At 73.4% G+C, this 12,944-nt stretch carries 12 protein-coding genes; 11 read left to right on the top strand and 1 reads right to left on the bottom strand.

All coding sequences use genetic code 11. The annotated features are described in order from the left end of the window. The gene (locus OG562_RS01910) at positions 1 to 846 is read right to left on the bottom strand and encodes an MIP/aquaporin family protein (RefSeq protein WP_266392852.1); all 846 of its coding nucleotides are present in this window, start codon (positions 844 to 846) and stop codon (positions 1 to 3) included. 327 nt (positions 847 to 1,173) lie between these two features. On the opposite strand from OG562_RS01910, the gene OG562_RS01905 reads away from it, so the two are divergent. The 11 genes from OG562_RS01905 to OG562_RS01855 all read left to right on the top strand — a co-directional run bounded on the left by OG562_RS01905 (position 1,174) and on the right by OG562_RS01855 (position 12,936). Next, complete coding sequence (locus OG562_RS01905) at positions 1,174 to 4,149, top strand: DUF4157 domain-containing protein (protein ID WP_266392843.1); 2,976 nt, start codon at positions 1,174 to 1,176, stop codon at positions 4,147 to 4,149. Beyond that, the gene (locus OG562_RS01900; protein WP_266392840.1) at positions 4,146 to 6,215 is read left to right on the top strand and encodes an ATP-binding protein; all 2,070 of its coding nucleotides are present in this window, start codon (positions 4,146 to 4,148) and stop codon (positions 6,213 to 6,215) included. Before OG562_RS01905 ends, OG562_RS01900 begins: the two co-directional genes overlap by 4 nt. A 56-nt stretch (positions 6,216 to 6,271) precedes the next feature. After that, positions 6,272 to 6,856 carry a Pvc16 family protein gene (locus tag OG562_RS01895; RefSeq protein ID WP_266392837.1) on the top strand — a complete coding sequence of 195 codons (585 nt, stop codon included), beginning with the start codon at positions 6,272 to 6,274 and terminating at the stop codon, positions 6,854 to 6,856. Between the two features lie 100 nt (positions 6,857 to 6,956). Continuing rightward, positions 6,957 to 8,108 (top strand): phage tail sheath subtilisin-like domain-containing protein, encoded by a 1,152-nt coding sequence (locus OG562_RS01890; protein ID WP_266392834.1) that lies wholly within the window; start codon positions 6,957 to 6,959, stop codon positions 8,106 to 8,108. 88 nt (positions 8,109 to 8,196) lie between these two features. Then, a complete protein-coding gene (locus tag OG562_RS01885) occupies positions 8,197 to 8,637 on the top strand; it encodes a phage tail protein (protein WP_266392831.1) in 441 nt (146 codons plus the stop codon). Then, a complete protein-coding gene (locus OG562_RS01880; protein WP_266392830.1) occupies positions 8,634 to 9,008 on the top strand; it encodes a hypothetical protein in 375 nt (124 codons plus the stop codon). Before OG562_RS01885 ends, OG562_RS01880 begins: the two co-directional genes overlap by 4 nt. Next, a complete protein-coding gene (locus OG562_RS01875) occupies positions 9,005 to 9,160 on the top strand; it encodes a DUF6760 family protein (protein ID WP_266392829.1) in 156 nt (51 codons plus the stop codon). Before OG562_RS01880 ends, OG562_RS01875 begins: the two co-directional genes overlap by 4 nt. A gap of 56 nt (positions 9,161 to 9,216) precedes the next feature. Beyond that, positions 9,217 to 10,155, top strand: a complete 939-nt coding sequence (locus OG562_RS01870) for a DUF4157 domain-containing protein (RefSeq protein ID WP_266392826.1) — start codon at positions 9,217 to 9,219, stop codon at positions 10,153 to 10,155. A gap of 4 nt (positions 10,156 to 10,159) precedes the next feature. Continuing rightward, positions 10,160 to 10,900, top strand: coding sequence for a LysM peptidoglycan-binding domain-containing protein (locus OG562_RS01865; RefSeq protein ID WP_266392823.1), 741 nt, complete (start codon positions 10,160 to 10,162; stop codon positions 10,898 to 10,900). Continuing rightward, the gene (locus OG562_RS01860) at positions 10,897 to 12,543 is read left to right on the top strand and encodes a phage baseplate assembly protein V (RefSeq protein ID WP_266392820.1); all 1,647 of its coding nucleotides are present in this window, start codon (positions 10,897 to 10,899) and stop codon (positions 12,541 to 12,543) included. Before OG562_RS01865 ends, OG562_RS01860 begins: the two co-directional genes overlap by 4 nt. Before the next feature lie 51 nt (positions 12,544 to 12,594). After that, positions 12,595 to 12,936, top strand: a complete 342-nt coding sequence (locus OG562_RS01855; protein ID WP_266392817.1) for a hypothetical protein — start codon at positions 12,595 to 12,597, stop codon at positions 12,934 to 12,936. Positions 12,937 to 12,944: the final 8 nt, after the last annotated feature.

Here is a 12,944-nt window from a genome sequence, read left to right as displayed (position 1 = left end):
TCAGTCCTCGGGGGGCGCGATGCGTCCCGCAGGCTCCGGCTCCGCCGTCGGCAGGAACCGACCGATGAAGGCCTTGTACAGCCCGGCGCCCAACAGGCCGCCGACCAGGGGACCGATGATCGGCACCCAGAAGTAGAGGTTGCCGTACTGATCTCGCCATGCTGTGCCGTAGCCCGTGAAGAAGCTCGCCAGCCGGGGTCCGAAGTCACGGGCCGGGTTGATCGCGTAGCCCGCGTTGGTGCCCCAGGCCATGCCGATGCCCACGACGATCAGGCCGACGATGAACGGGGCCAGGTTGGCGCCCGGCGGGGTGTTCAGCAGATCCGTGACCGCCAGGATCAGCAGCAGCAGGATGGCCGTGCCGATGACCTGGTCGCGGAACGCGCCCCACTCGTGGACCGGCAGGTTCGGATTGCCGTTGGCGGGGAGCGTGGAGAAGACGCCCTGGGTCTTGATGGTGTGCCCCGGGTCGGCCTTGGCCAGGGCCTCGGTGTAGTTCCAGCGCACGATGAGGGCCGCCACGAAGGCGCCGGCGGTCTGCGCCAGCGCGTAGGGCGCCACCTTGCTCCAGGGGAACCCCTTGAACGTGGCCAGGGCGACGGTCACCGCCGGATTGAGGTGGGCGCCGCTCAGCCGCGCGGCGACGTAGACGCCCATGGTGACGCCGATGCCCCAGGCCCAGGCGATGCTGTCGTGGTTTCCGAGGCCGCCCGGGGGCGTGGTGAGCGCTCCGCCGGCGACGACCTGGGCCACCACGCCACAGCCGAAGAGGATGAGAATCATGGTGCCGGCGAACTCGGCCGACACCTCGCCGATCAAGCCCAATCTTTTGAATCGCTCAGCCATGGAAGCCCGCTTTCCCGCCGGCACAGAGCCGGCTGTCGACTGCCCGAGCTCTCCCGGTAACAGCATAAGGCGATCAGTGATTTATCGCATAGATCGTGAAATGTCCCCCTCCTTGCTCGGGTGTAGGCCCGGTGGATATGAGTTCGGCAGGTCATCTGAAAGGTCGAATTTTCAGTACGACACTTGTTTGCGTACGGCCTGTCCGGGACTCTCCTAGCGACAGCGACGACGGTCACTACGCGCAACGGGGGGTTCGGTGACCGAGGACTGCGGTGCGACCGCGGGGGCGCGGCCATGACCGCCGCGCGCGCGAGAGCCGCGAAAGCGATGAGAGACGGTGCCGCACCGGCCCGCGCCGACGGCGCCCGGACTGCGGCGGACCGACGCTCGGCCGAGACCGAGGCGGGCTGCGACCTGACCGCGGGCCGTCCACTCGATCCGGCCGTCCGGCTGGCGATGGAGGCCAGGCTGGGCGCCGACCTGTCCCGGGTCCGGTTGCACACCGACGGCGCCGCGGCAGCGGCGGCCGACCGACAGCACGCCAAGGCCTTCACCGTGGACCAGGACATCGTCTTCGGAGCCGGCGAGTACAGCCCCGGCGACACGTCGGGCCGCGCGCTGCTCGCCCACGAACTGGCGCACACCGTGCAACAGGCCCGCGGCGGGCCCGCACCGGCGGGCGGGCGCTCCGCCGAGCGGGCGGCCGACGCGATGGCGGCGGGGGGCGGCGCGAGGACGGCGGGGGGCGGCGCGAGGACGGCGGGGTCCTTCGCCGGAGGCGCGGGGAGTACGGCGGGCACCGCGGTGGGGATCGCCCGGCAGCCCAAGGACGGGGAACCCAAGGACGGGCAGGCCAAGGAGGGGGCGCCCCAGGACGGGCGGCGGGCCCCGGGACCGGGACCGGACTCGCTCGGATTCTTCGGGGACGCGATGATCGATCTCGTCGCCGGAGGGTTCGCCGCCGACGGGCTCGCGCACCGCATGCTGGCCGGCGCCCTGCGCTCCTTCCTCGCCCAGCTGCGCCGGGAGGCCGAGGCGGGAGCCGGGCAGGGCGTCGCCGCACTGAAGGCGAAGGTCGCGGAGTTCCTGGTGCCGGCCAACGCCAGGGAGTTCGGCCGCGGATACGGCCTCGGGGTGGCGGCCGGCTTCGTCAGCCCCGCCACCGATCTGCTGATGCTGACCGCGACGGCTGAGCAACTCCCCCTGATCGCGGCCGGTGTGCTGACGCGCGCCGGCCAGGCCGGGGCCGGGCTGGCCGCGGAGGCCCTGCAACTGGAACGCGACCTGCGGGCCAGGGCGGACGAGCTGCCGGGCATGCTCACCACCCTGTGGCTGACCAGCCCCCGCGAGATCTACCAGCTGATCGAGGACCAGGGGCCCGCGACCGAGCAGGCGGCCGCGGAGATCGGCCGCAACGCCGCACGGACCCTGGCGGCGCTCGTCACCGGCAAGGGCTCGGCCGAGGAAAGCGGCAAGGGCGAGGCAGGCGACAAGGGCGAGGCAGGCGACAAGGAGGCGGGCGGCGGGCTGCCGGGGCAGCCGAAGGGGCCCGAGACCCTCGGCCAGATCCTCGGCACGCACACCGCCGCCGAACTCAGCGGCCCCGTCAGCTTCGGCGTCGGCAAGGCGAGCCGCGCCGTCGACGCCCAGCTCACCACCCCCCACTCACGGACCGGATACGACGTCGGTCACGCGGTGGGCGCGATCGTGAGCAACCTGTTGCTGGCCCTCTTCAGCGTCGGCGTCGGCAACGTCATCAGCAAACTCGCCGGGACCCTCGGCCGCTTCGGCGGGCTGCTCGGCCGGGTCGGCGAGGGCGTCGCGGTGCTGGGCGCGGCCGTGACCGCCGTGGAGGAGGCGATCGCGGCGGTAGCCGGGGTCGTACTCAGGGCGAAGCCCTTGCAGCGGCTGCTCGGGCCGCTCATGAAGGTGTGCGAGCGGCTCATCGGGTTCCTGCGGCGGGTGCTCGGGATCGCCGGGCGTGGGGTCGAGGCTGCGGCGACGCACGGAGCGGCGACGGCCGGCGAGCGGCTCGCGGAACACGGCCCGACGGCACACCCGCCGGGTCCGGCACCCGCACCGGCCCCGGCGACTCCCAAGCCCGCGACTCCTTCGCCGGCCCCGGCGGCTCCCAAGCCCGCGACTCCTTCGCCGGCCCCGGCGGCTCCCGAGCTCGCGTCCACGACCCCCACGCCCGCCCCACTGAAACCCGCTCCCGCGACACCCGCGCCGGCCCCCGCGGCCCGGCCCGGCGCGAAGGTGCTGCCCCTCAAACGCGCGACGCCCCCGCCCGTGTCCGAGCTCAGCCGCACCCAACGGGCCAAGCTGGACGCCCTCCCCAAGGGCGGGAGCGAGGTGAGCCATCTCCCGGCCCCGCACCAGCCCCGGCTCCCGGACGAGATCCCGCACGTCGCGGCGGTCCACGCGGAGGAGGACGCGGTCCTCGCAGCGACCGGCACGGACGGCCCCGGCCCTGCCCCGGCACGACCGGGCGAGGTCCGGGCGTCGGCGGCAGGCGGTGGCCGACCGCCCAAGGCAGGGACCAACAAGGCTGTGCCCAACAAGACCGTGCCCAGTAAAACCGTGTCCGACAAGGTCGTGCCCAACAAGCCCGTTCCGGCCGGGACACGGCGGACGGCCGGTCCGAAGGCAGCCGGGAGCGGGAAGGCGGGGGCCACGGCGGCGCCGGGCCGATCCGGCCCCGCCGCCCGCCCGGGCGGCGGCCCCCGCACTCCCGACGACGAGTTCGAGGACTTCGTGACCTGGCTGAAGGGGGAGGGCGCGACGACACTGCCGGAGTCCTCCGAGATGCTCGAGTTCTTCGCGTACCGCAACGGCACGCGGGCACGAGCGGCGTATCGCAGCGCGATGGGAACCGAGCACGCGACGGTGGACCTGAGCAAGTCGCAGGCACTGCACCTCCACCCCCAGTCGGAGGGGTGGAAGAGCGTGCCGGACTACAACCCGGACGACGCCCTCACCTTCTTCGGGAACGATCCGCTGCTGCCCGGGGAGAAGTGGGCGAAGCCGTGGGACCAGGCCAAGCACCGCAGCCTCGACGGCCCCTGGAAGTCGGCGCAGAGGGAGTGGGTGAAACGCGGAAGCGTGACGCCCCAGGAGGTGTACGACGCGGTGGCCGCCGCCATCGACCAGGCCCCCCATATGACACCCGCCCGTAAGGCGACCCTCAAAGCGCGGCTCCAGGACGAGATGTTCGTCGAGCATGGCCTGATCCCCGACAAGCCGTACTCCGCGAAGCCCGTGCCGCACCACCTCCGCAAGCCGCCCAAGAGGCAACGATGACGACGGCGCCCGCACGACACTCTACGGAGCACGGCGACCCGCTCCGCCTCCCCGCCCTGGCCCGCCTCGACGCCCTCCTCCGCCGCGCCCTCCGCGAGGCCGGTCTGACCGGTGCGGGTGAGGCTGCGGCGGACGGTGAGGCTGTGGGTGAGGTGCCGGGCTGGGGTGACATCTGTGCCGGGGACGACGGGTGGGGGTGGCTGCGCGGGGCGTACGGGCTGACGGAGTTCGAGCTGGACGTCGTACTGCTGGCGCTCGCGCCCGAGGTGGATCTGCGGTACGAGCGGATGTTCGCGTATGTGCAGGACGACGTCGGGCGGCGGCGGCCGACGGTCGGGCTGGCGCTCGATCTGCTGACCGACGGGCCGCGTGAACGCCTGGCCGCCCGGGGCCGGTTCGCCGTGGACGCGCCGTTGACGGCCGCGCGGGTGCTGGAGCTCGTGCCGGCCGGACCGCATGCCGTTGCGCCGCCGCTGCTCGCCCACGTCCTGGTGCCCGATCCGCAGATCGTGGACGTCCTCCTCGGCCAGAGCGGACTCGACCGCCGGCTCGCACCCCACTGCCGGCTGTGGACGCCGACCGCCGACACCGCGGCCGTCGGCGCGGCCGACCCCCGGCTGCTCGCACCGGCCCGTGCGGCCTGGGGCCTTCGCCCTTTGCGACTGCATCTGCACGGTCCCCGGGGAAGCGGCCGGAGACGGGCCGCCGCCGCGCTCGCCGCCGCGCTCGACGTTCCTCTCCTGGGCGTCGACCTCGGGCGGCTCTCCGACGGCCCCGACGACCGCGAGGCCCTCGGGGACCTGCTCGCCCTCGTGCTGCGCGAAGCCCTGCTGCACGGCGCGCTGCCCTGTCTGGAGGACGTCGACTCCGTCGCCGGACGGCCGGAGCTGACCGAGCGGCTCGCCGCCCACGACGGGGTCGTCGTCCTCGTCGGCGGCCGGCCCTGGACGCCCGCGCCGGGGCGGCCGCTCGCGGTGCGGTCCGTGCCCTGCGCACGGCTCGACGCGGCGAGTCGGCGCGCCGCATGGGAGGCCGCCCTCGCCGCGCACGGGACGCGCACCGGGGACGGCGAACTCAACGCGCTGGCCGGGCGGTTCCGCCTGGGTCCCGACCAGATCGAGAACGCCGTGGTGACGGCCCTCGCCGCCACGGACGACCCCGCCGACCCCGCCGACTCCTCCGGTCCTTCCGGCGAAGTCGCCCTGCACTCCGCCCTGTTCGCCGCCGCCCGCGCGCAGGGCGCCGGCGTCCTCGACGGACTCGCCCGCCGTGTCGAGCCCCGTCGTGGCTGGTCGGACCTGGTGCTGCCCGACGAACCGCTGTCCCAGTTACGGCAGTTGGGCGACCGGGTCGTGCACCGGCAGCGTGTCCTGGACGAGTGGTGCTTCGAGCGCCGGACCGGCGGCGCCCGGGGCGTCACCGCCCTGTTCGCGGGACCGCCCGGCACCGGAAAGTCGCTGGCCGCCGAGGTGATCGCGGCGGAACTCGGCCTGGACCTGTACGCCGTGGACCTGTCCGCGGTGGTCAGCAAGTACGTCGGCGAGACGGAGAAGAACCTGGAGCGCGTCTTCACCGCCGCCGACGACATCGACGCCGTCCTCTTCTTCGACGAGGCCGACGCCCTCTTCGGCAAGCGCTCCGAGGTGCACGACGCGCACGACCGCTACGCGAACACCGAGGTCGCCTACCTGCTCCAGCGGATGGAGCGCCACGACGGCATCGCGCTGCTGGCCACGAACCTGCGCGGTCACCTCGACGAGGCCTTCACCCGCCGGCTGCACTTCGTCGTCGACTTCCCGCTTCCCGAGGAGCCCGAGCGCCGCCGGATCTGGCGCGTCAGCCTCCCCGAGGAGGCACCCCTGGACCCGGCCGTCGACCTCGACGCGCTCGCCGCCGACCATCGGCTGGCCGGCGGCGCCATCCGCAACGCGGCCCTGCACGCCGCCTACCTCGCCGCCGCCGAGGGCGCCCGCATCGGCTCGGCGCACCTGCTCGCCGGAGTCGGACGCGAGTACCGGGCCCTGGGCAGACTCGCGCCCCCGACCGGGAGCCCGCATGAGCGCTGAGCACCTGGACCCGCAGCCGCAGCCGCCCGAGCCGACCCGAACGAGGTGAGCCGCACATGTTTCAGGACCTGGACGCCACGCTCGCCGCGCTGCTCGACGACCCCGCGGCCCCGCCCGCGCTGCGCGCGGCCGACATCAGCTTCGCCACGCCCGACAAGGACTTCCGCCCGCCGCAGCCCACGGTGAACCTGTTCCTGCACGCGCTGCACGAGAACCTGGACCTGCGGGACCAGAGCCCCCTGGTGGAACGCACCACGGGCGGCGGGTTCGTCCACCGGCGTCCGCCCCTGCGGGTGGACTGCTCCTACCTCGTCACCGTCTGGTCGGCGCTGGCCGGCGGTCTGAAGGCCGAAGAGGAGCACCGGCTGCTGGGCCTCGCCCTGCTGTGGCTCAGCGGCTTCCCGGTGATCGAGGAGCGCCACCTGCGCGGCGGACTCACCCACCCGCCGCAGCTGCACGCCGTGCCCGCGCAGTGGGGCCGGGCGGAGGACGGAACGGGCTCGGGCCAGTTCTGGACGGCGCTCGGGGTGCCGCCCCGGCCCGCGCTCACGCTCGTCGTCACCGTGGACGCCCTCCTGGCGGAGGAGCCCGACGTCTATCCGCCGACCAAGGAGGTCCAGGTGAAGACGCGCTTGCGGTGACCCGTGCGAAGCCGAACGCGACGAAGCCGAACGCGACGAAGCCGAGAACGAAGAGAACGAGCAGAACGAAGAGAACGAAGAGAAGGAAGAGGAGGAGCGGGTGCTGAACTACGCGGACAAGACCCCGGGCGTCCACATCGAGGAGGACACCGCGGCCGGTCCGATCACCGGCGCGGGGACCGGCGCGGCGGCGTTCATCGGCATCGTGGCCAAGCCGCCGCCCGACGCGCAGCTGGGCAAGCCGGTGCCCGTCACCAGCTGGACCGCGTACACCGACGCGTTCGACGGCCACAAGGCGGGCCTCAACCTGCCGCACGCCGTGCGCGGTTTCTTCGAGAACGGCGGCGCCCTCGCCCACATCGTCCCCGTCAAGGACACCGCGGGCGGCCTCGCCACCGCCCTTGACCAGCTCGAACGGCAGCCCGGGATCGGCATCGTATGCCTGCCCGGAGTGGTGGAGCCGGCGGCGCAGAAGGAGCTGGTCGGGCACTGTGCCCGGTTGCGCGACCGGTTCGCCGTTCTCGACGGCGCCCAGGACTCGAACCCGCTCAAGCTCGACGGCGTCCTCCAGACCCAGCGCAGCGGGCTCGTCTCGTCCGACGGGGCCTACGCCGCCCTGTACTGGCCGTGGATCGTGGTCAGCGACCCGCTGGCCCCGGCCGACAAGCCCGGCCTGCTCACCGTCCCGCCCTCCGGGCACGTCGCCGGGGTCATCGCCCGCAGCGAGGACCGGCGCGGGGTGCACAAGGCGCCCGCCAACGAACCGCTGCGCGGCGCGCTGGACCTGGCGTACGCGCTCAACGACACCGAGCACGGCAAGCTCAACGAGGGCGGCGTCAACGCGGTCCGTCGGTTCGCCGGCCGGCCGCCGCTGGTCTGGGGCGCACGCACCCTGTCCGACGAGACCGCCTGGCGGTACATCAACGTGCGCCGGCTCGTGTCGTACATCGAGGCGTCCCTGCTCCAGGGACTGCGCTGGGCCGTGTTCGAACCGAACAACACCACCCTCTGGAAGGGGCTGGAGCGGTCGGTCACCGAGTTCCTCACCCGGGTCTGGCAGTCGGGCGCCCTGTTCGGGCGGACCGCCGGCGAGGCCTTCTACGTCAAGATCGACGAGGAGCTGAACCCGCCTGCCGTAAGGGAGTCGGGGCTGGTCGTGATCGAGGTCGGGGTGGCCCCGACCAGGCCCGCCGAACACGTGGTGGTGCGGTTGGGGCTGTCGGCCGGCGGCGCACAGCTCAGCGAGAACTGACCCGAGGCATTGAGAAGCCCGAGGCATTGAGAAGCCCCAGGCGCTGAGAAGCCCCAGGCACTGAGAAGAAGGAGAAGGAGGAGCCAGCATGCCGCAGACCGGTCAGCGCGTCGATCCGTTCCGCGACTACAACTTCCTGGTGGAGCTGGAGGGCATCGCCCGCGCCAGTTTCACCGAGTGCACCGGACTCGGGTCGTCCACCGAGGTCATCGAGGTCCGGGAGGGCGGTGACAACACCACCGTGCGCAAGCTGCCGGGCCGGACCACGTTCGGCGACATCACCCTGAAGTGGGGGCTGACGGACTCCACCGAGCTGTGGGCCTGGCGGCAGCAGGTCGTCGACGGCGCGCTGCTGCGCAAGAACGGCTCGATCGTCGTGTACGACCTGGCGGGCCGTACCGAGGTGGCCCGCTGGAACTTCGTCAACGCCTGGCCCAGCAAGTGGGAAGGCCCGGGGTTCCACGCCAAGGGAAGCGACATCGCCATCGACACGCTGACCCTGGTGCACGAGGGCGTGACCCGGGCGTGAGCGAGGGGGCGCTGGTCACCGAGGTCGAGTTCGAGCTCCCCAAGGGCTATGTCGACGGCGCCGGGACCCTGCACCGGCGCGGGGTGATGCGGCTGGCCACGGCCGCCGACGAGATCTACCCGCTGAAGGATCCCCGGGTGCGCAACTGGCCCGCGTATCTGATCGTCGTCGTGCTGTCCCGGGTGGTGACCCGGCTCGGCACCGTGCCCGAGGTCACCCCCGGGGTCGTGGAGGGGCTGTTCTCGGAGGACCTGGCCCACCTCCAGGACCTCTACAACCGCGTCAACGGCCTCGCGCCGACGGCGGTCGCCGTGCAGTGCCCCGAGTGCGGTGCGCGGCACGAGGTGGAGGTGGACCCGCTGGGGGGATGACGGGCTACCCCCTGGACCGGGTTCACCGGGAGGTGGCCTTCCTCGGACGACACGTGCACTGGACCCTCGCCGAGACACTCGCCCTCGACCACGCCCAACGGCGCCGCTGGGTAAAGGAGATCACCGATCAGCTGGCCGCGGAGGAGCCCTGAGAACCGGAGGATCCCTGAGACACGGAGCAGTCCTGACATGACGGAGGAGCCCTGACATGACGGAGGAGCAGGACCGCGCGCCGCGCACCCTCGGCGTGCGGCTCGACGCGCAAGGGCGGCGGCTGACGGCCCGGCTGGCGCCGCGCTTCCCCTGGGCCGGACCCCTGCGGGCCGTGGCGGAGCGGGCGGCCGACCGGGCGACGGCCTTCGAGGGACGCTACGAGCGGAGCGAGACGGCTCCGCCCGAGGAGGGGCGGCGCCCGCAGTCCCTGCCCTGGGCGCGCCCGAGCGGACCGCCCCGGTCGACGAGTCCGCACGCATCGCCGCCCACCGGGGCGAGGGCCGTTGCGGACCCCTCTGCGGATCCCGCTGCCGGGACGACCCCGGCCGCAGCGGATCCGGCCGTCGGCCGCCCCCTGCCCGCCGACGTCCGGGCCCGTCTGCGGGACCACGTCGGGCCCGCCGCCGACGCGCTGCGGGTGCACGACGACCCGGCCGCCGACGCGCTCGCCCGCGCCCACCGCGCCGACGCCGTGACCGTCGGCCGGGACGTGCACGTCCGCTCGGGCCGGTACCGCCCCCGGGAACCGGAGGGCTTCGCGCTGCTGGTGCACGAGGCGAGCCATGTCCTGGCGCTGCTGGAACCGGGCGCGGCCTGGCACCGGGCGACCGGCGCGGCGGTCGCGGAGGAGGAGGCCACGGCGCTGTCCCGTGAACGCACCGCCGCGGCGCAGCACACGGCCCCGGACCGCTCCCCCTCCGCCCCCTCCGCTCCCTCCGTCCCTGCCCACACACCCGCCGACTTCCCCGACACCTCGCCCCCCGCGGCGAGTTCACCCGCCGCCCGCCCCGCGACCGCCCCCGCCGACCGGGACGCCGGCGCCGGACCCCTCTCGCCGCCCCAGCCGTCCCCGCTGGACCTGGAGCGCCTCAAACAGAGCGTGCTGCGGGAGCTGACCGACCGGCTGCGCACCGAGTTCGAACGCGGAGGATGACACCGTGCCGCCCCTCGACAAGGCACTGATCACCAACACCACGACCGGCGAGAGCTTCCCGGTCATGTACAACCCGGAGGAGTTCAAGCTCGACCAGGGCAACAGCTTCGCCGAGATCGGCATCCCCGGCCTAGGCAGCCCGCCCCTGCAGTACGTCCGGGGCCGCGCCCGCACGCTCACCATGGACCTGCTCTTCGACACCTACGCCGCCTACGGCACAGGCATCACCGGCGCAGGAGCCGGGGCCGGGGCCGGAGCGGCCCAGGACGTGCGCCGCCGTACCGCCCCGATCGTGCGCCTGCTGGACAAGGACCCCCTCACCCACGCCCCGCCCGTCCTGCTGTTCTCCCTGGGCGGCTTCCGCTTCGAGTGCGTCCTCGTCGACGCGGGGCAGCGGTACTCGATGTTCCTGCCCGACGGCACACCGGTGCGCTGCACGCTGTCCGTGCGTCTCCAGGAGTACGTCCGGGTCGACATCGACGTCCGCAGCGGACTGTTCATCGGCTCGCCCACGGTGTCGGCCGCCCTCGACACGGCCGCCGCACGGGCCCGTTCGGTGCTCCAGGGGGCGGCGACCGTGCACATCGCCGTCCAGGGCGACACCCTCAGCAGCCTCGCCGCCGACTACCTCGGCGACCCGGGGCGCTGGCGCGAGATCGCCCGCGCCAACGACACCGAGGACCCCTTCGCCCTGCCGCCCGGCCTGCCCCTGATCATCCCCACGGCCGGCGGGAGGCGCCCGTGACCGAGCCCGCGTACTACGCGCCGCGCTTCGAGGTGCGCGTCCAGGGCCTCACCCTCGCCGCCGACATCGCCGAGCAGGTGCTGAGCCTGACCGTCGAGACCGACCTCGACCTCGCGGGCAGCTTCGCCCTGGTGCTGCGCAACTCCGACAACGCCCTGCTCGACTCCGCCCTGCTCGACCTCGGCCGCACGGTCGAGATCCACCTCGGCTACGGCGCCGAGCTGCACCCCGCGTTCCTCGGCGAGATCACCGCCGTCGAGCCGTCGTTCCCGCAGGACGGCCCGCCCACCGTACGGGTGCGCGGCTACGACCGGTCGTACCGGATGCGGCACAGCCGGCCCGAGCCCACCTCGTACCCGCTGATGAACGACGGCCTGATCGCCGCGCGCATCGCCCTGGAGAACGGGCTCGTCCCCGTCGTCGACCCCACCCCGGGCCTGCCGCAGACCATCCCCCGGGCCGAGAGCGACATGGCGTTCCTCAAGGCGCGCGCCCAGAAGTATTGCTTCGACGTGTACGTCGAGTGGGACCGGCTGCACTTCCACTTCCCGCGCCCTCGCACGGCCGCCCACATCCTCGAATGGGGCCGCAACCTGTCCAGTTTCTCGCCCCGCATCTCCGGGGCCGGACTCGCCGGACTGCAACTGATCCGGGGCTACGACCAGGAGCTCGCCCAGGCCGTCCACAGCGTCGCCTTCGCGGCCGACTTCGACGTGGCGACGCTGACCGAACGCCTCGGCTCCGCGGCCCTGGACCTGCTCGCCTCCTTCGTCCGCGAGGGCGACCGCACCCACAGCGCCGACGACCCGCTCACCGCCGCCACCCTCGCCCGGTCCCTGCTCACCCAGCTGCTGGAGGGCCTCTACGAGGGCGACGGCTCGTGCATCGGACTGCCACGGCTCACGGCGGGCGCGTACGTGGAGATCCGGGGCGTCGGCAAGCGGTTCAGCGGGACGTACCGGCTGCGCAAGGTCACCCACCGCATCGACGCGGGCGGCTTCACCACGGACTTCTCCATCACCCAGCGCGGCCACACCAGCCTCCTCGGACTGCTGCGCAAACAGCTCACCGAGGAGCCCGCGCCGGACCGGCCCGAGCGGTTCCACGGGGTCGTCGTCGGCGTCGTGGAGGACAACGACGAACTGCGTTCCGTGCCTCCGCAGGTGCCGCTCGGCCGGGTCAAGGTGTCCTTTCCGGGTCTGTCGTCCACGCTGACCAGCGGCTGGGCGCCCTGCGCCCGGCCCATGACCGGCGACGGCTTCGGCTTCTACGCGCTGCCCGAGCCCGGCGACCAGGTGCTGGTCGCCTTCGAACACGGCGACCTCGCCCGGCCGTACGTCCTCGGCGGACTGTGGTCGGCGCAGCAGACCCCGCCCGTCGTCAACGCCGACGGCGGCAACAGCATCCGGGTCATCAAGAGCCGGGCCGGGCACAGCATCACCTTCGACGACACCCTGGACACCGGGGAGCTGGTGATCCGGGACGGCTCGGGCAGCACCATCACGCTCGACGCCCGCACCGGCGCGATCACCATCGAGGCGGGCACCGACCTGACCATCAAGGCCGGGGGCGCGATCAGCCTGGAGGCCGCCGGAGGCGCGACCAAGATCTCGATGAACGCGACGGAAGTCGATGTCACCTGACGGCGGGGGAGACCGGACGCGGGTGACGGCGAGGCAGCGAAGGAGACCACCATGGCGTACCCACTGACCACCGGCGGCGCGGTCGGCTGTGCCCATCCGCCCGGCGCCGTGAAGCTGGCCGGCACGGCGAAACTCAAGGTCAAGGGCAATCCCGTGCTGCGCCGGGGCGATCTCGTCGACGCGATGGTGCAGAGCTGCGCCCCGCCCGGGAGCCCACCGCCGCCGCCCTGCACCAAGGTCGCCGCCGTCACCGCGGGCGAGGCGCTCAAGCTGCGGGCGGGCGGCGCACCCGTCCTGCTCGACACCCTCGCGGGGACCAGCGTCAACGCCAACGCCGTCACCTTTCCGCTGTCCTCGGCCCAGGCCGGCCAGACCCGGCTGAGCGCCGTATGAGAGGGGCG

The sequence above is a fragment of the Streptomyces sp. NBC_01275 genome (assembly GCF_026340655.1).
Lineage (GTDB): Bacteria > Actinomycetota > Actinomycetes > Streptomycetales > Streptomycetaceae > Streptomyces.
This window is presented reverse-complemented; position numbering and strand designations above follow the sequence as displayed.